This is a genomic window from Cyclobacterium sp. 1_MG-2023 (assembly GCF_030546805.1).
Taxonomy (GTDB): Bacteria; Bacteroidota; Bacteroidia; order Cytophagales; family Cyclobacteriaceae; genus Cyclobacterium.
The window spans coordinates 273,215-294,120 of the sequence record NZ_JAUOPC010000002.1 but is presented as its reverse complement, the minus strand read 5'-3'; the positions used below and the strand labels follow the sequence as shown (position 1 = coordinate 294,120).

Annotated in this window: 15 protein-coding genes; 14 read left to right on the top strand and 1 reads right to left on the bottom strand. The window is 39.3% G+C overall.

The window, feature by feature from the left end:
- The first annotated feature begins 44 nt into the window (after positions 1-44).
- The 14 genes from Q4534_RS03570 to Q4534_RS03505 all read left to right on the top strand — a co-directional run bounded on the left by Q4534_RS03570 (position 45) and on the right by Q4534_RS03505 (position 20,216).
- Positions 45-1,790, top strand: coding sequence for a tetratricopeptide repeat protein (locus Q4534_RS03570; RefSeq protein WP_303611797.1), 1,746 nt, complete (start codon positions 45-47; stop codon positions 1,788-1,790).
- Positions 1,783-2,526, top strand: a complete 744-nt coding sequence (locus Q4534_RS03565; protein WP_303611796.1) for a DUF4292 domain-containing protein — start codon at positions 1,783-1,785, stop codon at positions 2,524-2,526. Before Q4534_RS03570 ends, Q4534_RS03565 begins: the two co-directional genes overlap by 8 nt.
- 4 nt (positions 2,527-2,530) lie before the next feature.
- The gene (locus Q4534_RS03560; protein WP_303611795.1) at positions 2,531-3,781 is read left to right on the top strand and encodes a murein hydrolase activator EnvC; all 1,251 of its coding nucleotides are present in this window, start codon (positions 2,531-2,533) and stop codon (positions 3,779-3,781) included.
- 113 nt (positions 3,782-3,894) lie between these two features.
- Positions 3,895-4,104: a twin-arginine translocase TatA/TatE family subunit gene (locus tag Q4534_RS03555; protein ID WP_014018529.1), complete on the top strand. Its 210-nt coding sequence runs from the start codon at positions 3,895-3,897 to the stop codon at positions 4,102-4,104.
- Between the two features lie 4 nt (positions 4,105-4,108).
- Entirely contained in the window at positions 4,109-5,542 is a 1,434-nt protein-coding gene (gene gatA, locus Q4534_RS03550) for an Asp-tRNA(Asn)/Glu-tRNA(Gln) amidotransferase subunit GatA (protein WP_303611794.1), read from the top strand.
- A 3-nt stretch (positions 5,543-5,545) separates the two neighbouring features.
- Positions 5,546-6,937, top strand: a complete 1,392-nt coding sequence (locus Q4534_RS03545) for a lytic transglycosylase domain-containing protein (RefSeq protein ID WP_303611793.1) — start codon at positions 5,546-5,548, stop codon at positions 6,935-6,937.
- Positions 6,938-7,021: 84 nt separating this feature from the next.
- Positions 7,022-8,116, top strand: coding sequence for a DUF4837 family protein (locus Q4534_RS03540; protein ID WP_303611792.1), 1,095 nt, complete (start codon positions 7,022-7,024; stop codon positions 8,114-8,116).
- 35 nt (positions 8,117-8,151) lie between these two features.
- A complete protein-coding gene (locus tag Q4534_RS03535) occupies positions 8,152-10,416 on the top strand; it encodes an NADP-dependent malic enzyme (protein ID WP_303611791.1) in 2,265 nt (754 codons plus the stop codon).
- Positions 10,413-11,015 carry a Holliday junction branch migration protein RuvA gene (gene ruvA, locus Q4534_RS03530; protein ID WP_303611790.1) on the top strand — a complete coding sequence of 201 codons (603 nt, stop codon included), beginning with the start codon at positions 10,413-10,415 and terminating at the stop codon, positions 11,013-11,015. Before Q4534_RS03535 ends, ruvA begins: the two co-directional genes overlap by 4 nt.
- Positions 11,016-11,115: 100 nt before the next feature.
- Positions 11,116-18,198: a cell surface protein SprA gene (gene sprA, locus Q4534_RS03525; RefSeq protein ID WP_303611789.1), complete on the top strand. Its 7,083-nt coding sequence runs from the start codon at positions 11,116-11,118 to the stop codon at positions 18,196-18,198.
- Positions 18,199-18,250: 52 nt separating this feature from the next.
- Positions 18,251-18,628 (top strand): glycine cleavage system protein GcvH, encoded by a 378-nt coding sequence (gene gcvH / locus Q4534_RS03520; protein WP_303611788.1) that lies wholly within the window; start codon positions 18,251-18,253, stop codon positions 18,626-18,628.
- Positions 18,629-18,634: 6 nt separating this feature from the next.
- Positions 18,635-19,015, top strand: a complete 381-nt coding sequence (locus tag Q4534_RS03515) for a VanZ family protein (RefSeq protein WP_303611787.1) — start codon at positions 18,635-18,637, stop codon at positions 19,013-19,015.
- 75 nt (positions 19,016-19,090) lie between these two features.
- Positions 19,091-19,765, top strand: a complete 675-nt coding sequence (locus Q4534_RS03510; RefSeq protein WP_303611786.1) for an energy transducer TonB — start codon at positions 19,091-19,093, stop codon at positions 19,763-19,765.
- 85 nt (positions 19,766-19,850) lie between these two features.
- Positions 19,851-20,216 carry a DUF2237 family protein gene (locus Q4534_RS03505; RefSeq protein ID WP_303611785.1) on the top strand — a complete coding sequence of 122 codons (366 nt, stop codon included), beginning with the start codon at positions 19,851-19,853 and terminating at the stop codon, positions 20,214-20,216.
- Positions 20,217-20,271: 55 nt separating this feature from the next.
- On the opposite strand, the gene Q4534_RS03500 is transcribed toward Q4534_RS03505, so the two are convergent.
- Positions 20,272-20,694 carry an NUDIX hydrolase gene (locus Q4534_RS03500; RefSeq protein ID WP_303611784.1) on the bottom strand — a complete coding sequence of 141 codons (423 nt, stop codon included), beginning with the start codon at positions 20,692-20,694 and terminating at the stop codon, positions 20,272-20,274.
- Positions 20,695-20,906 lie beyond the last annotated feature (212 nt).

Below are 20,906 nucleotides of genomic sequence, written 5' to 3'. Positions count from 1 at the left end.
TTGTGTCAATATTAAACGATGGCAGACTGATAGCGTGCAAAAATATGAATAAATTGAATTTAAATTTTTTAGTTTGGTTTTTCACCTTTACCATCTTCTTGGGAGTTCCCATAGGAGATGCTTTTGCTCAGAAGAAACTTAGTCGAAAAGAACGGAAGGCAAAAGAAAAAGAGATGATGGCCAGCAGATTATTTATAGATGGGCAGAAAAACCTCATGTTAGACGATTATGAGAAGGCCTATTTTTATTTTTTAAAAGCCTTGGAATTTAATGAAAAGGAAAGTGCCATTCATTTTAAACTTTCCCAAATGATGGTAAGAGCCAAACAGTATGAAAAAGCTTTGTCCTATGGACAAAGAGCACTAGAATTGGATCCTGACAACAAATACTACCATTTACAAATAGCAGAAATCTACAATAGTCAGAACAAAACCAGAGAAGCTGCCGGAGTTTTAGAAAATTTAATGGCCAAGGAGGGGAACTACAGACAGTATATCTTGGACCTTGCTTCTTTGTATTTAAAACTCCAGGACCTTGACAAAGCATTGGAAGCTCTAAATAAAGCAGAAGAATTTTATGGAATCGTGGAGCAATTGACCGCTCAAAAACAGCGCATTTACCTTAAGAAAAACAACCTTGATATGGCGATCAAGGAAGGCGAAAAGCTCATAGAAGCCCACCCGGGAAATTCAAGGTACGTTCTTTCTTTGGTCGATATCTTGTTCAATAATAACAAAAAAAATCAAGCGCTGGACCTTGTCTTGTCAACTTTGTCAACTTACCCTAACCAGCCGGACATTAAAATGGCAGCCTATAAATTGTACAAGGATCGAAATGAAAATCAACAGGCAAACAAATATTTAAAAGAGGCCTTTGACAACCCTGACTTGGAAGGTATTGTCAAAGCAAAAGCATTTTCCGATATCCTATCACAAATGCAAAACACTTCAAGAGATCAATTACTGGACAGTCTTTCCAAGCCTTTGGAAGCTTACCACCTCAATAATACCGAAACCCTAATTGCTCTAGGAGACTACCGACTTCAGCAAAATGATGCAAAAAAAGCCATAAAATTTTATTCCAAAGCTGTAAATATTACCCCAAATAACGAAGAGCTATACCAGCAATTGATTCCATTGATGTTTGAAAATCAAGAACCTTTTGAGAACATTGCTGAAATTGCTTCTATGGCTACAGAAAACTTTTCTGAAAGTGCGGTTTTTTGGTTTTATTTGGGAACTGCCAAATCTGCCAGCAAGGAAAATGAAATGGCAAAATCTGCATTAGAAAAGTCACTTGAACTAAATAACAAATCAAACCCTCAGTTGACCATGATGGCAAATTCCCAATTGGGAGACGTACTCTTTGGTTTGGGGGAAAAGGAAAAAGCCTTTGCACTCTATGAAGAAGTTTTGGCCCAAAATGCAAATAATGAGCATATTATGAATAATTATGCCTATTTTCTCTCTTTAGAAAAAAAGGATTTAGAGAAAGCATTGAACATGTCGCAGAAATTAGTCATAAAATATCCGGAAAACCCAACTTATTTGGACACACATGCATGGGTTTTGTTTCAGCTGGACAGGTATGAAGAGGCCCGACCATTTATGGAAAAGGCATTGGAAGAGGAAAGCGAACCAAGTGGGGTAATGTTTGAACATTACGGTGACATCATGTATAAGATTGGAGAGAAGAAAATAGCGCTAGACTACTGGAAAAAGGCCATGTCTATGGAGGACACCTCCGAATTTTTGGCACTTAAAATCAAAAATAAAACATACTATGAGTAAAGCGAAGATATTGACCTATTTTCTGGGAATGGTGATGCTTTGGTCTTGTGCGAGAAAACCCATGTCTTATACGACGGATAAGACCATGGATGAATTTAATCCTAATTACCTTGATTTCAATTACCTAACAGCCAAGGGAAGGGTAACCTTGGAAGAGCAGGATGGAAAAATCACCAAGGGGGTACTGAACATTAGGGTGAAAAAGGACAGTGTCATTTGGTTCAATATGTCTCCGGGTCTTGGAATTGAAGCGCTTAGAGGATTTATTAGTACCGACAGAATCAAAATCAGAGACCGTATTAATGGGCAAAGAATTGACATGGATTACGCTGAATTTCAAAAAAAATATGGTGTTCCATTGTCTTTCTCTTTATTCCAAAACTTACTTTTTGCCAATTTGCCTCATGAATTCAGCTATAGAGACCGCCTGATAAGGGTCGGTAAAACTTTTGTCTTAAATCAAGAAAGAGAAAATATAAAATACGAGACCAATATCGATGCAGGACATGGCAAGGTAACTCAACTTGAAAGTGAGGCCTCCCAAACCCGAAGCGGAAGCCTAGAAGCTTCCTATATGGACTTCAGAGAAGTTTCCAACCAACCTTTTCCTTACCAAGCCATCATCAAAATGGTTTTGAGCTTACCGGATAGGCCAAAATCGAACTTTTTTTTAAACGTTGAAATGATCAAAGTAGAATTAACGGATGCCCCACTTAACTTCCCATACAATTTTTAGTCAATTGAGCAAAGTCAGAGTACTTTGCCTTGCTTTATTATTACTCTTTGGGTTGGGATCAACCTCTTTCTTAGCTGCTCAAATCACTGCCGATAGAGCACAACTAGAGAAAGAGAAAATTGCCATTCAAAAGAGGTTGAGGGAATTTGATACCGTATTGCGAAAGACAACGGATGAAAAAAAAGTTTCCGTCAAACAATTACGCGCAGTAAATCAAAAACTTCAGGAGCGAGAGAAGTTTATCGCTACCATCAATAAAGAGCTGCAATTGGTCAATTCGGAAATTAATAAAACTTCCGCTCATATAAAAAGATTAAGTGATGAGCTGGATATGCTCAAAGAAGAATATGCCCAAATGATCTACACCTCCTACAAATTAAATCAAGGGGTAAACCTCATTACTTTTATATTTTCTTCTGCCACTTTTAAGCAATTCTATATGCGGCTAAAATACCTGAAACAATACAGTGACGCAAGAAAAAAGCAGGTAGAACAAATGGAAAAAGTCAGCATGGAATTGGCTGAAAAGCAAGAAGCTTTGGAGATTCAGAAAAAGGATCAATTAAAAGTACTTACTGAAGAACAAGAGCAGAAAAAGGAGTTAGACCGACTTAAAGAAGAGCAACAAAGAATGGTCAATACTTTAAGTAAAAAGGAAGAAGAAGTAAAAAAAGAGATTGCAGCAACAAAGAAACAACAGGCTGAGCTCAATCAATTGATTAAAAATGTAATAGCCGAAGAGATCAGATTGGCCAAAGCAGCCGAAAAGGCAGAAGAAAAACCTAAGGCGGAAAGTCCAAGTGCAAAAGCATTGCCCACAACTCCAAAAGTCAAAAAACTATCAGCCTCTTTTGCGAGCAACAAGGGTAACATTCCATGGCCGGTAGATAACGGTTTCATTTATAAAAAGTATGGCACATACCCTCACCCTACGCTCAAAGGCATTACAGAGACCAATGATGGCATTGACATTCAAACCACAAATAATGCCCCTGTAAAATCCGTTTTTCCAGGCACGGTTACCAAGATCACCACAGTGCCCGGCATGGGGGGGACAATTATCATAAAACATGGAGATTTTTACACCATGTATAGTCGGCTAAAAACCATTAATGTAAAATCAGGTGAGGAAGTTCAATCCAATACTGTAATTGGACACGTATATTCAGATGAGGATGGGTATTCAGAACTTCATTTTCAAACTTGGAAAGGCCTTCAGGTAATGAACCCTAGCATTTGGCTTTCTAGTAAATAATGGTTAAATTTTAGTATATTTACAAAAAATAATTACAACATGCTTTATTTCCTTTGCGTTAGAAAAGCACAATCATATATTTGTAACAATTTCAAAATCAAAATAAGCATATCATGAATACATTGGCTTTTATACAAAATATCGGAGGAGGATCACTAGTGGTCATCGTTCTGGTAGTTATCCTTCTTTTTGGAGCGAAAAGAATTCCTGAACTAGCGAGAGGACTCGGTAGAGGTATCAGGGAATTTAAAGATGCTACCAAAGAAATTCAGGATGATTTGGAAGAAGGACTGAAAGACGACAACAAGAAAGCAAACAAATAATAAGTTGGAAAAATTTCGTTCATTCGATGAGATAAGGAAATCGCTGGAGAAAAAGGAAACGGACTGTAAAGCGATTGTCAAATATTACTTAAGCAAAATTGAAACGAAGGCGCAACTAAACGCCTTCGTTGAAGTTTATAGCCAATCTGCATTAGCGCAGGCTGCAGCTGTTGACGAAAAAATAACTGCAGGAAAAGCTGGAAAACTTGCGGGTATGGTAATTGGCATAAAAGATGTTTTATGTTATAACGGACATGAATCAAATGCCTCAAGTAAAATCTTGGAAGGCTTCGAATCCCAATTTACAGGCACCGCAGTGCAGCGCTTAATTGACGAGGACGCCATCATTATTGGAAGGCTAAACTGTGACGAATTTGGAATGGGTTCTTCTAATGAAAATTCTGTTCATGGTAAAGTCCTCAATGCCATAGACGAAAGCAGGGTTCCCGGAGGTTCTTCCGGTGGATCAGCAGTGGCTGTTCAAGCCAATCTTTGTACAGTATCTTTAGGAACTGACACAGGTGGTTCTGTGAGACAACCTGCAGCTTTTACCGGAGTAATTGGCATTAAGCCTACTTATTCCCGGGTGTCTAGATTTGGGCTAATTGCTTATGCATCTTCATTTGACACGATTGGCGTTTTCTCAAACAATATTCAGGACAATGCATTGGTTTTAGAAACAATGGCAGGCCCGGATGATTACGACAGCACTTCTTCAAGAAAACCTGTCCCATCCTACAGCAAACTATTGCATTTCGATAAACCGGCTAAAATTGCCTACCTAAAAGAAACTGTTCATTCAGAGGCTTTGCAACCGGAGATTAAAGCCAATACTTTAAATGTACTGGAAAAACTGAAGGAAGAAGGTCATAAAGTAGAGGAAGTCAATTTCCCTCTGCTAGATTATGTGCTCCCTACATATTATATCTTAACGACTGCGGAAGCAAGTTCAAATCTATCTAGATTTGATGGGGTAAAATATGGCTATAGAACGCCAAATGCCCACAACCTAGAAAGCATGTACAAACTTACCCGATCTGAAGGATTCGGTGAAGAAGTAAAGCGTAGAATAATGCTTGGTACATTTGTATTAAGTGCTAGTTATTATGATGCTTATTTCACTAAAGCCCAGAAAGTAAGGAAACTTATTAAAGATTATACGGAAGACTTATTGACTAAATATGACTATATTGTCTTACCGACAACACCAAGTACAGCGTTTAAATTTGGTGAACATTCTAATGACCCTGTAGCCATGTATTTGGAAGACTTGTTTACAGTTCAAGCATCTGTATCCGGGGTCCCCTCCATTTCCATACCAAATGGAAAAGACGACAAAGGTTTACCTATAGGGCTTCAAATCATGACCAATTCCTTTAAGGAAGCTGAGTTATATGCTTTTGCCAATTATTTGACAGCAGCAGCATTTAATAAATAAAATATGAGGATAAAATCTTTCTATATAATAGTAGTGATTTTGGTATTGTTCGCATCTTTAGGAAGCGTGGCAATGGCTCAAGAAAAAGCATTGACTGTCTCTGATGACCCCTCGGGCGAAGAGACAGTCATGCCTTATTATGACTACGAACATATACCAGATTTTACTTATGAAGAGGTGGAACAACGTATTGCTGAAATGGATACGGATATGCCTTTTGAACTCAATGAAACTATCTTTGCCTTTATTAATTACTTCACGGTAAGAAATAGAGAATACACCCGAATGGTTCTTGAAAGACAAGGACATTTTTTCCCAATGTTTGATACGTATCTTTCTGAGCATAATATGCCGAAAGACATCAAGTACTTATCCATCATTGAATCCGGATTAAATCCCAAAGCACGTTCCCGCGTTGGGGCAATGGGACTGTGGCAATTTATGCCGGCTACGGGGAAAGAATTTAAGCTCTACTACAACAGTCACGTAGACGACCGCTTAGACCCGGAACGCTCAACAGAGGCTGCTGTACGCTACCTTAAAGCATTGAATAAAAGGTATAACAATTGGGAATTGGCCTTAGCTGCTTATAATTGTGGACCTGGAAATGTAAATAAAGCCATCAGACGCTCAGGTGGAAAGCGGACCTTCTGGGAAATATACAGGTACCTACCAAGAGAGACCAGAAGCTATATCCCCCAATTTCAAGCAATCATGTATGTCTTGAGATATGCAGAAGAACACAATTTGGTATTGGAGGAGCCATCTTATCCTATGGCCTACGAAAAAGTCAATATGGGAAATGGCTATACTTTAGAGAGCCTTGCCAAACATACTGGGCTTTGTATCGAAGACCTTGAATACCTTAATCCCTCACTGAAAAAAAGTACAGTACCTGAATTTGGAAAAGCAATCAGTATCAATGTCCCCAAATCCGGGCATGCGTTTATTACTGCCAATCATTTAGCCATAAAGGATTCTTTGAAAATTGAAAACCAAAGGTACTTGGCAAGCCTCCCAGAGAAAAAACCGACTGAAGCATTGCACAATGTTACTTATAGGGTGAGAAGTGGAGATGTTTTGGGTAAAATCGCCCAAAGATACAATGTTTCTGTCAGCCAACTTAAATCATGGAATGAACTGTATTCCAACACGATAAAAATCGGCCAAGTTTTACATATTTATCAAGACAAGCCAAGTTTTGAGAAAAACTTAGCCAGCTCCGAAAGCATCTCGACCAACAGCAACGGGGGGAAAATGTACACTGTTCAGCCAGGTGATTCCCTCTGGTTAATATCAAAAAAGCTGGAAGGCGTTACAATTGATCAGCTCAAGAAATTGAATAATCTGAACAATAATCAAATCAAACCAGGCCAAAAATTGATCATTGGCTAGTTTTCAAACTAATTTCTTAATTATTTTTTTTGAGTTGCGATAATTATATCTAAATTAGGCTTGAACAAAAACAATCAAACTATTATGAGTTTAAGATTTTGCATTATAGCCTTGTTTTCTGCGATGGCTTTTGCCGGATGTCAAAACAATTCGGCAAACAGTTCTGATAGCAATAAACCAAAAGCCAGAGGTACCCTAGGGGAAATAATACTGGTTATAGATTCCGCCAAATATGCGGGACCTGTAGGAGATGCGTTAAAGGAAATCTTCGAATCGGATATCGAAGGTATTTTTAGGGAAGAATCCATGTTTTATATGAGAAAGGTGGACCCTAGAAAAATGACGCGAATGTTGAGGATGGCCTCAAACATAATTTTTGTAACCACTTTTGACGATAAGCGTCCGGGTAGCAGGACTGTAGCCAATCAATTCTCCCCCGAATCAATTGAGAAAAGCAGGGCAGACTCCTCTTTGTTTATGTTAAGAAACAAGAATGAGTTCGCCGTAGGCCAGGAAGTCATCTATTTATTTGGTGAGAATGAAGATGAGTTGATCACCAATATGAAAGCCAATAAAGATTTGCTACAGAGCATCTTTTCCAATAAAGAAAAGGAAATTTTGGGCAAAGCACTCTTCAATCGCATAAATGGTGAAGGTGTTTCTAAACTGGCTGAAAAATTTGAAGTGGCAGTGAAACTTCCAGCTTCTTATCAGTTTGTAAAAGAGGAAGAGAACTTTTTATGGTTCAGGCAACCTACGATCGGTGTAGACAAACCTGATATTAGCTTATTTTTCTACCAAACAACATATGAAGACGAATCTCAGGTTTTTCCGGAAAACATTATTAAGTTAAGGAATGAAATCACCAAACCTAATATATATGGTGACCCGGAGGTGCCTGAATCTTATGTTATCATAGAAAAACAGATTCCACCGGCTTTCAAAAATATTAGAATAGATGGTCAATATTCCGTAGAAATGCGAGGATCTTGGAAAACAAATAACTTAACGATGGGAGGTTCATTTCTATCCTATACAGTTGTAGATGAAGCAAAAGGAAAGATTTTCCATATGGATGGATTTGTATATTACCCTAATGAGGCCCATAGAGCATCAATTAGAGAAATTGAGACCATTCTTCAAGCCACAAAGTTTGAACTGGAGACAGAATCAGAATAAACATCAAAAAACCGGAAATTATTTTTCCTTGCGTAATGAAGATAAGAAAAGAGGATGCATTAAATTATCATGAATTCAAGAAACCGGGAAAAATTGAGGTAGTCCCCACGAAGCCACTTTCCAGCCAACTGGATTTGGCCTTGGCCTATTCTCCCGGTGTGGCAGAACCTTGTACGGCCATCCAACAAAGTCCTGAAAAGGTTTATAAATACACAGCCAAGGGAAACTTAGTTGCCGTTATTTCAAATGGTACAGCCGTTTTAGGTTTAGGAAACATTGGACCTGCTGCATCCAAACCTGTGATGGAAGGAAAAGGGGTATTGTTTAAGAAATTTGCCGGGATAGATGTTTTTGATCTAGAAATAGACGAGAATGATCCGGAAAGGCTTATCCAAACCATCCGTTCTCTGGAGCCTACTTTTGGAGGCATCAATTTAGAGGACATCAAAGCTCCTGAATGTTTTATCATTGAGAAAAAGCTAAAGGAATTAATGAATATTCCTGTCATGCATGACGACCAGCATGGCACAGCCATCATATCCGGGGCGGCACTATTGAATGCCTTGGAAATGATCCAAAAGAAAATAGAAAATATTAAATTGGTGGTCAGTGGTGCAGGTGCTGCTGCAGTTTCATGTGCCAGGTTTTATATAGGCCTTGGCGTTAGATATGAAAATGTAGTCATGTGTGACATTGATGGGGTCATTCGAAAAGACCGAGAAGGCTTGTCAGAAATTCATAGACTTTTTGCTACAGCCCGAGACATTCATACCATCACGGAGGCCATGGAAGGTGCAGATGTTTTTCTAGGCTTATCAGCAGGCAATATTATCAACCAAGACCAAATCAGGTCCATGGCTAAAAACCCTATTGTCTTTGCCTTGGCCAACCCTACACCGGAAATTAGCTATGAACTAGCAATGGCTGCCCGAGAAGACATCATTATGGCCACCGGACGGTCGGATTATCCCAACCAAGTAAATAATGTTATCGGTTTCCCTTATATCTTCAGAGGAGCTCTTGATGTACGGGCCACAGGTATAAATGAAAAAATGAAGCTTGCGGCAGCCTTAGCCATTGCAGATTTAGCCAAACAGCATGTGCCTGATATTGTCAATAAGGCCTATGGTGAGGCAAAGTTGGCCTTTGGGAAAACCTACCTTATTCCCAAACCATTGGACCCGAGATTAATTACCACCATTGCTCCGGCTGTGGCCAAAGCAGCCATGGAGTCCGGTGTGGCCAAAACACATATTGAAGATTGGAATGCCTATGAACTAGACCTCCAAGAAAGGATAGGTATCGACCAACGCCTGATGTCTAGAGTGGTGACCAGGGCTAAAAAAGACCCCAAAAGAGTGGTTTTTGCAGAGGCCGATAACCCTAAAATTTTGAAGGCTGCTCAAATAATGCGGGATGAAAAAATAGGTATCCCAATATTACTTGGGAATAAGCAAAAAATAAAAAAACTCATCAAGGTCAACTCTCTGGATTTGGATGATGTCACAGTCATTGACCCTAGTGAGAATAAATCAAAATTAAAGCAATTCGGGCAATTGCTTTACGACAAGAGAAAACGCAAAGGCATGACCCTTTATGAGGCCAAAAAGCTCATGAAAGAAAGAAATTATTTCGGAGCAATGATGGTGGAAGTAGGTGAAGGAGATGCCTTAATTTCGGGTTTAACCAAAGATTATCCAAGAACTATCCTCCCCTCTTTGCAAGTGATCGGTGTGAAAAAAGGAGTAGACAAGGTTGCAGGCATGTACATCATGAATACTGACAAGGGCCCGCTATTCTTTGCTGACACCACAGTGAATGAAAACCCAACTGCTGATGAGCTGGTAGAAATCATCGGTTTAACAGCCAATGGAGTCCGCTTCTTTGACATTGAGCCTACCATTGCTATTTTGTCTTATTCCAATTTTGGCTCCGCCAAAGGCAAGGTTCCAGTAAAAACAGCCTTGGCAACTACCAAGGCCAAGGAGCAATTCCCCGACTTGGTCATTGAAGGTGAGATGCAGGCCAATGTAGCCTTGGACGAGGGCATTCAAAAAGAAAATTATCCTTTCAGTTCTTTGATTAATAATAAGGCCAATACTTTGATATTCCCTGATTTGGCATCGGGAAATATTGCCTATAAACTGGTTGCTGAGATTGGGAATTCTGAAGCCATAGGACCTATCCTTTTGGGCATGAATAAATCAGTGCATATTTTACAATTAGGTAGTTCTGTAAGAGAGATTGTCAACATGGTAGCCATCGCAGTAGTGGATGCCCAAACAACCGCAGCTGAATGATTACTTATCTTAAAGGAAAACTAGCATATAAAGACCCCACTCATGTCATCATAGATGTTCATGGCATTGGTTATGAAGTGAAAATATCCTTAAATACCTTTGGGAAAATTGAGGACAAGGAAGAAATCATGCTTCATACCTACCTGCACATTAAAGAAGATGCGCACACCCTATACGGATTCAAAGAAGCCTCTGAGAAAAAAGCTTTTTTAAACTTAATCTCAATTTCAGGAGTGGGTGCAAGTACCGGTTTAATGATTCTTTCAAGCCTGACTGTCCCTGAACTAGAGCAGGCCATTGGAGCAGGTGACCATCCAACCATTCAGCGAGTAAAAGGGATCGGTGCCAAAACAGCGCAAAGGATTGTTTTGGAACTAAAAGACAAGATTATAAAAGATGGAATTTCTGCTCCTGAGGGAGGGGCGCAGGGCTTTGTTCAAAACAGCAATAAATTAAAACAAGAGGCGTTACAAGCTTTGATTACCTTAGGCTTCACTAAGGCTCAAGCGGAGAAAAATATCATGACTGTTTTGAAAAAAAGTGGTCCCGATGTTTCCTTAGAAGCATTAATTAAAGCATCTTTAAAGTCATCATCATAATATAACTACGTTGGTCTTTACTTTCTCAAATATTTTTTGGAGAAAAAAGTCATTGCAACACTATCCTACTTCCCTATCAGGACTGTTTTTTATAGTGTTAATGATGTCTTTATCGGGCGTATATGCCCGCCAATCACCAACGACCACCCCCACTGACACGGTACCCAGTTTGATGGACACCCTAAATAAAAGAAGGTCTTTGCCCTCTTTTTTATTGTGGGACAATTTAAATACCAAACCACTGTATCCCTATCAAAATCCTTTTTTGAGAAGGGACTCTCCATTTTTATTAAAACCTGAAAAAAATCAAAGGATAGAAGTGGAAGTAGATACTGCGGTAAGCTACAGAATTTACCCGAACACAGATTCAACATCAACGGACCCTGGCTATTCCTTGGATTTCGATGATTATTCAAGAATGCAGGAGTATAGAATCAGGCAACAATACTGGAGAGACAGATCTAGAGGCCTGGATGGAGAAAGTGCTGTGGGAGGAAGGGGCTTGATACCCCCCATCACCATGAGTCCAACCTTTGACAGGCTATTTGGAGGCAGCGAAATTACTATAGTCCCTACAGGAAATGTTAACCTGGATTTTGGAGGAATATTTAGAAGGATTGATAATCCTTCTATTCCCATTCGGCAACAGAAAACCGGGAATTTCAATTTCAACCAGCAAATCCAAATGAGTGTCAATGGAATGCTTGGCCAAAAAGTACGGATAGGTGCCAATTTCGACAGCAACAATTCCTTTGATTTCGAAAATCAACTAAAGGTAGAATATGGTGGATTTGAAGAAGACATACTCAAATCAATAGAAATAGGAAATGTCAGCATGCCTGTTCAAAACAGCTTAATTCAGGGGGCTCAAAATCTATTTGGCGTAAAAACCCAAATGCAATTCGGGAAATTATTCATGACCACAGTGGCCTCCACCCAACGTGGCAGAAGGGACGAAATCATTATTGAAGGTGGAAATCAAGGTAGGCCTTTTGAAGTAAGGGCCTCAAATTACGATGAAAACCGGCACTTTTTTTTAGGGCACTTTTTTCGAAACAATTATGAAAATTGGCTGAGAGGCTTACCCCAAGTCTTGTCCGGCGTACAAATCACAAGACTAGAAGTTTACATTTTAAATAGGGCAAACAATACCGAAACCCTTCGAAATTTTGCAGCTTTTATGGATTTGGGAGAAGGAGAAAGAATATACAAACCTTCCAATCCTAATATTGGCACAGGAAATCCACAATCCCCAGCTTCTAATGCTGCCAATTCGCTCTTCGATAACCTAAAAGGAAATCCATCCTTTAGAAATTTTGAAACAGCGGCCACAGCTATTAGCAATGATATGGGACTGGAAAGAGGGCTTGATTTTGAGCAAATCAATGGGGCAAGGAAACTTGATGAAAACGAATACACCTTTGATCGGCAGTTGGGGTATTTTAGCCTTTCTAGGAAACTTCAAAATGATGAAGTAGTGGCCGTCTCCTATGAATACACATACAATGGACAAAGTTATAAAGTAGGTGAGCTCTCTGAGGATTATCAAAACCTATCTGAAGACAATGTCATCTTCTTAAAAATGCTTCGGCCCGCAAGAATAAATACATCAATTCCTACTTGGGATTTGATGATGAAAAACATTTACAACCTCAATGCCAATCAGATTCAGCAAGATGGGTTTCAACTTCAAATTATTTATAGAGACGACCGAACAGGTTTGGACAACCCTAGCCTATTGGAAGGAGAAAATGTCAAAGACATTCCACTCATTAGGCTGCTAAACCTGGATAATTTAAACCCACAGAATGACCCACAACCTGATGGCAATTTTGACTATGTCAATGGCCTGACTATTAAACCTGAACAGGGGTTGGTAATCTTCCCTGTTGTTGAACCCTTTGGGAATACACTTGATGATTATTTTACACCTGCCGAAGTAAACCTCAGGGATAAATATGTCTACGACACCCTCTACAGAACCACACAGGCAGACGCAGAGTTGGTTACCAGTTTAAACAAATACTATTTAAAAGGAAGCTTTACATCAGGATCGGCTTCAGAAATAATGTTACCCGGTCTTAATATTAGTGAAGGATCGGTGATTATTACCGCAGGAAATATCCCACTGACAGAAGGCGTAGACTATACAGTTGACTATAATATTGGCCGTGTGGTGATTATCAATGAAGGCATCCTTCAGTCAGGAAAAAATATAAGTGTAAGCTTTGAAAAGGCTGATTTGGTTTCCTTCCAGACAAGAAGTTTACTGGGGACGCGATTAGACTATATGGTCAATGAAAATTTCAATATTGGAGGTACTTTCCTTTATTTGAATGAAAGGCCCAATATTTCAAGGATCGCTACCGGCAATGAAACTTTAAGAAACAGTCTCTGGGGTTTGGATGTAAACTACAATGATGAATCTTTGTTTCTCACCAAACTTGCTGATGCCCTCCCCTTTACAGAGACCAAAGAGAAATCAATGATTCAGTTTAGTGGAGAATTTGCCCACTTAATTCCCGGCACCTCCAATCAGGTAGACGGAGAAGGAGCTTCCTATATAGATGATTTTGAAACGGCCATCATTCCTTTTAATTTAGGTTCCAGCCCCCAAAATTGGAAATTGTCAGCCACACCGGCTACAACCGAAAATAAATTTGACCTTAGCCAACTTACGGAGGACAGGTTAGGAAATGCATATAAGAGGGCGCGCTTATCTTGGTATACCATAGACAATGTGTTTTACCGGTCATCAGGAAGTGATGTGCCTGCCAATATTACCAATGATGACAGGAGAAATCATTATGTTAGACGGGTACTCCCTCAGGAAATTTTCCAGGGAAGGTATAGGGATTACCTGATCACCAATGAGCCTCTTTTTGACTTGGCCTATTTCCCACACGAACGGGGGATGTATAATTTCAACCCCAACCTAAACAGTGAAGGTTTATTGCCAAATCCAAGGGAAAACTTTGGTGGGGTTACAAGAGCGATCACCTCTGAGGTAGATTTTGACAGAACAAATATTGAGTATATTGAGTTTTGGTTAATGGATCCATTTATTTCGGGAGAAAATGGCCGGGTGTTGGATGGTGTTTTCAACGAAAACAATACCACCGGGGGTAAAGTGATTTTTAATCTCGGCGAGATTTCAGAGGACGTCATCGTGGACGGCAGGCATGCTTTTGAGAATGGACTTCCTGCCGATGGTTCAGAAACCAGTACTTCTAACAATGAATGGGGAAAAGTAACTACCCAACAATTTTTAACTCCAGCTTTTGATAACTCAGCGGAAGCAAGAGAAAACCAAGATGTAGGCCTTAATGGCCTAAGTAGTGAAGAGGAAGTTGAGTTTTATGGAGCTCGATTTATTAATCGACTCAATGTAAATCAACAAGCATTGCAGGATATTCAGGCAGACCCGGCGGCAGATGACTTTCAATATTATTTGGATCCTGAATTTGATAACAATAACATTAAAATCCTAGAACGGTATAAAAATTACAATGGGCTGGAAGGGAACACCCCTATCACCTCAAACAGCAACCTTTCCTACAGTCCTTCAGGATCAAACTTACCTGATAACGAAGACCTTAACAATGACAATACTATTAATGAAGTAGAAAGTTATTATGAATATGAATTGGATATTCGCCCATCAAATCTTCAGGTAGGTGAAAACAATATTGTAGACAAAGTTTCCACAATAGAAAATGGCGAAGAGGTCAATTGGTACCTATTCCGTATTCCTATTCGACAGCCTGATGCCACTTATGGAAATATTTCCGGATACAAATCCATTCGATTTATGAGAACTTACCTCACAGATTTCCAGCAACCGGTGGTCCTTAGAATGGCCCAATTTAGATTGGTAGGAAGTCAGTGGAGAGTTTTTCAAGAATCCTTATTTGAAAAAGGCTTTTCTGAGATCCCTGAACCGGACAACTCTAATTTAACCGTAGGGGTGGTCAATATAGAAGAAAATGGACAAGGAAGTGAAACACAGAGCCCCTATGTATTACCTCCGGGAATCAATCGTGATCGTGACAATACCTCCACAGTCGAGCGACAATTGAACGAACAATCGCTAAGACTATGTGTAGACAACCTTCAAAGCAGAGACTCTAGGGCTGTATATAAGAATGTAAGCCAAGATCTAGTACAGTATGGCCGACTAAAAATGTTTTTACATGCAGACAGTCAGGATGCACAAGACGGTGAATTGTCTGCATTTTTAAGAATGGGAACAGATTATACGGACAACTATTATGAAATAGAGGTTCCCCTGAACATCACTCCTGCAGGCACTAGGGATCCTGACCAAATTTGGCCCTCTGCAAATGAAATAGATGTAGCCTTGGATGAGATTGTTGGTGTAAAAGCAGAAAGAGACAATAACCAGCAGCCCCAAAACTTACCTTACTCCGTCATGATACGGCAATATAAGGTAACAGTAGTAGGAAGGCCAGAACTGAATTTTATTCAAGGAATGATGATAGGTATCCGAAACCCCGCCACAGGAGGAGCAAGTAAATCACTTTGCCTTTGGGCAAATGAGTTAAGGGTAACAGATTTCAACAAATCCTCAGGATGGGCAGCCAATGCAAGGCTCAATGCACAAATTGCAGATGTAGCCACGATATCCTCTTCCATTCGACACAATTCATTTGGCTTTGGAGGTCTTGAAACCCGACTTTCAGAAAGAGCAAGGGAATCTACCACCCAGTATGATATTTCGGCCAATGTCAACGTAGATAAAATTTTACCAAAGGGCTTGGGTGTAAGCATTCCCCTTTATGCAAGTGTAGAAAACTCTTCTACCAAACCGGAATTTGATCCACTAAACCCGGATGTTCCTTTTGAAATTGCACTTCAGAAGTTTTCTTCCAATGCAGAAAAACAGGAATACCGAAACTTAGTGGTCGATCAATCCAAACGGCGTAATTTTAGTTTGAATAATGTCCGGAAGTTGAAAAATCCTGAAAAAGAAACCAATCGCATCTATGCTTTAGAAAACTTTTCTTTTTCTTATGCTTTTGGCTCAGTGACTCAAAGCAATATTCAACTGGAAAGTTATATCTATGAAACTACCAGAGGAAGTATCGCCTACAACTATCAACCCGACCCGCTTATCATTACTCCTTTTAAAAATTGGGGGATTTTTAACAGCAAGTATCTTCAGTTGTTTAAAGACTTTAACTTGAATTTTGCACCAAGTCTTGTATCCGCAAGAATGGATATTGACAGGAGCTTTATGCGTACTCAAAATAGAAACGACCAATTGACTACAGCAGGTGTTGATCCTCTATTCCAGAAAAGTTTTTACATGAATCGCTTTTATAGTCTGAATTGGGATCTCACCGAGAACCTGTCTTTTGACCTCAGTTCAAGTGTAAATGCAATCGTGGACGAACCGGAAGGCGATCTGGATACAGAAGCAAAAATTGATTCTTTACGAAATAACATTAAAAAACTAGGTAGAACCACCAATTATAACCAGCAGGCAGTGGTCAATTATAAGCTTCCATTGGACAAAATACCAATGACAGATTGGATAAGTGCAGATTTCCGATATGAGGCTACCTATTCTTGGATCACGGGGGCCATAGGTCAAAAAGACACCCTTGGAAACGTCATTCAAAATTCCAGAAACCAATCTATTTCAGGGAAATTAGATTTGGTACAATTGTACAACAAAAGCAAAAGACTCAATGCTCTCAATGCCCCCAAAAGACCTAGTATACCGGGAAGACCCGGGGCAAATGCAGAAGCTTCAGAAGAGGAGGAAAAAGAAAAAGTGTATGCAACAGAAGGTTTTGCTGCGAATTTGTTGCGATTTATGATGATGTTAAAGGATGTAAACTTTAGTTATCAGGTTACGCAAGGCACCTATTTGCCGGGGTACATGCCGAATTCCGGATTATTGGGTATGGACAGAAGTTTTATCAACCCGGGCGTTGGATTTCTCCTTGGTGGTCAAAGTAGCAATATAAGGTATGAGATGGCCAATAGAGGGGCTATAGCAGCCAGCACCTCTCTTACACAAGCATTTAGTCAAAATGAAACGAAAAACCTCCAAATCACCACTTTGGTGGAACCTATAAAAGACTTTAAAGTCACACTGGAGTTTAAAAAACGAGAGAACGGTGGTTATAGCGAGATTTTTAGAAGAAATGGTCCGGGGGAAAATGATTTTGCTTCCATTAATCCAAACAGAATTGGTAGCTACGAAGTAAGTTACAATATTCTAAAAACGGTATTTGATAAATCGGATAGTGATAACAATTCCCCCCTGTTTTCAAATTTTGAAGCTTACCGGAACATCATTCAATCCAGGCTTGAAACGTTGAATCCGGGCGGTACTTATAATATTAATGGCCAGGATGTTTTAATTCCGGCATTCCTAGCGGCCTATTCTGGTCAGACAGCAACGGATGTAGCACTCAACCCCTTCCCAAAAATACCATTACCAAACTGGAGAGTTGAATACAGGGGCCTTGCGAGACTTCCGGCATTGAACGAATATTTCTCCTCTATAAATTTGACTCATAACTACAACTCAACTTATTCAGTAAGTAATTTTTCAAATGCACTTATCTATCAGGAAGGCCTTGAACTCTACAACACCTTGCAGCAACTTCCTATGGCTAGTCTTACTGATGAATTTGGTGCCTATATTCCAATAATGATACTTAATCAGGTAGTGATTTCAGAAAGGTTTGCTCCACTGGTAGGTGTAGATCTACTTACCAAAGACCGAATGAACATCAGCTTTGAATACAATACTGAAAGAAACATAGGTTTAAATTTCTCCAATGCTCAGATTACAGAGCAGAACAGTCAGGACTTTCGTTTTGATTTGGGTTATACCAAAGCCGGCGTAAAAGTACCTTTCAAAATTCAGGGCAGACAGGAAGTTTTAAACAATGACCTTACCATTCGAATTTCTACAAGGATTGTTGATACAAATACCATTCAAAGGAAAATTGAAGGCGAGCATACCCTTACCAACGGTAATTTAAACGTTCAAATAAGCCCAAGTATAGGATATGTGGTCAACCAAAAACTTAATATTCAATTCTATTTTGATCGCACCATAAACGATCCAAAAGTTTCTACCGCATTTAGGACAAGTTCTACTTCATTTGGCGGACAATTAACATTTAATTTAAGCCAATAATTTTTTGTACTATGTATAAACATTGTATTTTTGAACAGTAAAAATAACTAGCATGAAATTTCCAGAAGATTTAAAGTACACCAAAGACCATGAATGGGTCAAAATAGAGGGGGAAACCGCTACTATAGGTATAACTGATTTTGCTCAAAAAGAATTGGGAGACATTGTTTTTATTGAGGTAGAAACAGTGGGAGAAACCTTAGATTCAGGTGAGGTGTTTGGAACAGTAGAAGCAGTGAAAACCGTTTCTGATTTGTTCATGCCTTTAAGTGGTGAAATATTAGAATTAAATAGTCTTCTGGAAGATTCTCCCGAACTAGTAAATGAAGATCCTTATGAAGAAGGGTGGATGATCAAAGTAAAATGGGATCAAAACACCGAGGATGATTTAATGTCGCCCGAAGAGTATCGAAATCTTATAGGCCAGTAACAAATTTTGAAAGAAAAAGTCATTCTTGCCCTTTTGTGGTCTTCTGGCATGACATATGCTCTATTTAGTCCGAGTAATAAAGTGCCGGACATACCTAAGTTTTATGGATCAGATAAAGTGATTCATTTAGGCATGTTCATAGGCATGGCTTTTCTATGGGACCGAGTAATTCGCCAAAGAATAGACAAAAAGAGCGATGATAGCAATAAAATTTATACTAAATATTTAGTTTTATGGATTTTTATTGCTATATTGACAGAGTATTTACAAAGATTGGTACCGGGAAGGTCATTTGACTATTTTGATATTTTGACAAATATCATAGGCGTAATTATAGGTACAGGTATTTTTATTTATTTCAATAAGAGGGGTAGCATCCTTGTATAAATAAAAATTATTTGTTATGATTGTTAATTGGAATTATTAAACTGAATCAACAAAAATTAAAAAAGAGTTATAACCATGGAAGCCAAAAAAACACCAAAAGCTGACTTAACCAAGAAGACAGGAATGTTCCTAAATCTTGGTCTAATGGTCAGTGTTGGTCTGGTCCTTTTTGCCTTTGAGTATAAGTCATATGATGATGGTGTACTTCAAGACTTCGGACCGATCGATGATGACTTTGAGGAATTATTAGATATTCCGATTACGGAACAACCACCTCCACCACCGCCGCCAGTAGAGCAGCCGGAGATTAAGGAGATTCCTGATGAAGTTGAAATCGAAGAGAAAATTGAAGTAAACTTTGATGTTGACGTTCAAGAGGAAACTGTAATCAAGGAAGTAGTAATTGAAGAAGCTCCTGTAGTAGAGAAAGCAGAAGAGATCTTTGATGTTGTGGAAAACATGCCTACTCCTCCGGGGGGAATGGAAGGTTGGAACAAGTATTTGTCCAAAAACCTTAAATACCCAACCCAAGCGAGAAGAATGGGTATCGAAGGTACTGTTTACGTAGTGTTCGTTGTAAACACTGATGGTTCAATCCAAGATGTCGGAATCCTTCGTGGAGTTGGCGGCGGATGTGATGAAGAAGCCGTTAGGGTTGTAAAGAACGCTCCAGCATGGGAACCAGGAAGACAAAGAGGTCGACCGGTAAGGGTAAAAATGAGATTGCCTATCCGATTTAAATTGAGCTAAATGCTAATTTAAGTGAAACATAAATAAATTAAAAAGTGCCTTGGATGAAAATTCAAGGCACTTTTTAATTATAATTAATTAAATCATGAACAAAAATGTATTTGGCGAAGCCTTAATCCCTTGTTGCCTCTCCCCAAAAACCGGATTCTACCGAACCGGCTACTGTGAAACGGATGAAATAGACACGGCAGTGCATACCGTATGTGCGGTAATGACCTCAGAGTTCTTGGCTTTCAGCCTCTCAAAAGGCAATGATTTAACCACCCCCAGACCTGAGTTGGATTTCTTTGGACTTAAACCGGGAGATAAATGGTGCCTTTGCCTCACGAGGTGGATGGAGGCTTACCAAGTAAATAAAGCCCCTAAGGTGATTTTGGAAGCCACTCATGAAAAAACACTCGACCTAATTTCTCTTGACGAATTGGTGAAGTTTGCTGTTAAAAGTAAATAAGACCTAGAATGGAATTAACCTTATCACCAATTCCCCTACCCTTCTTTTAACAAAGTTATATGAGTCCAGCGCTTTTTATGATCTTGAAGTGATCAAAAGCCAACTCCGGGAGAGAAGAAAGAGTAAACCAACCCACTTCTTGGCTATCTGAGCCCGCCTTGGCTTTTTCCATTTGAGTGCTATCAATTTCAAAAACAAAAGCAGCACTTACTGTCCATCCCCTAGGATCTCTTCCTTTTTCTCCAAAAACGCCTATTAATGCCCCTTCACTAAGCCCTAGCCCTGTTTCTTCCTGCAGCTCTCTAATACATGCATCATATGGCAATTCTTCCTTTTCCACAAATCCACCGGGAAGTGCCCACTTTTCTTCAAATGGTGGATTTTTTCTTTTGATTAACAATACCTTTCCCAATTCTACACAATAAACCACTGCGTCGGCTGTAAATGCAGGGCGGGGATAATCATACGTATAGGACATATTATTACGAATTAAACCTGAACTTTCAATTTTTAATGCTGGTGAATCTCCAACGGAGCAAAGAAAAGCAGTAACAAAAGCTATTCCTAACCTTGGTAGATCCCAATTTAATTTAAGGAATGAAAATTCAGGCCGTTAAATTTAAAAAGTTATTCAAAAAAACAGGTTGAACTCCTCCCCTAGCCTAAAACTTAGAGAGATTTCCAACCCTA

Bases quoted from the DNA above. Each gene is read 5' to 3' on its own strand.
- Q4534_RS03565 (WP_303611796.1), top strand. From the start codon at position 1,783: ATGAGTAAAGCGAAGATATTGACCTATTTTCTGGGAATGGTGATGCTT.
- gcvH (WP_303611788.1), top strand. From the start codon at position 18,251: ATGAAATTTCCAGAAGATTTAAAGTACACCAAAGACCATGAATGGGTC.
- Q4534_RS03570 (WP_303611797.1), top strand. From the start codon at position 45: ATGAATAAATTGAATTTAAATTTTTTAGTTTGGTTTTTCACCTTTACC.
- Q4534_RS03545 (WP_303611793.1), top strand. From the start codon at position 5,546: ATGAGGATAAAATCTTTCTATATAATAGTAGTGATTTTGGTATTGTTC.
- Q4534_RS03535 (WP_303611791.1), top strand. From the start codon at position 8,152: ATGAAGATAAGAAAAGAGGATGCATTAAATTATCATGAATTCAAGAAA.
- Q4534_RS03510 (WP_303611786.1), top strand. From the start codon at position 19,091: ATGGAAGCCAAAAAAACACCAAAAGCTGACTTAACCAAGAAGACAGGA.
- Q4534_RS03505 (WP_303611785.1), top strand. From the start codon at position 19,851: ATGAACAAAAATGTATTTGGCGAAGCCTTAATCCCTTGTTGCCTCTCC.
- Q4534_RS03540 (WP_303611792.1), top strand. From the start codon at position 7,022: ATGAGTTTAAGATTTTGCATTATAGCCTTGTTTTCTGCGATGGCTTTT.
- Q4534_RS03500 (WP_303611784.1), bottom strand. From the start codon at position 20,694: ATGTCCTATACGTATGATTATCCCCGCCCTGCATTTACAGCCGACGCA.
- ruvA (WP_303611790.1), top strand. From the start codon at position 10,413: ATGATTACTTATCTTAAAGGAAAACTAGCATATAAAGACCCCACTCAT.
- Q4534_RS03555 (WP_014018529.1), top strand. From the start codon at position 3,895: ATGAATACATTGGCTTTTATACAAAATATCGGAGGAGGATCACTAGTG.
- sprA (WP_303611789.1), top strand. From the start codon at position 11,116: ATGATGTCTTTATCGGGCGTATATGCCCGCCAATCACCAACGACCACC.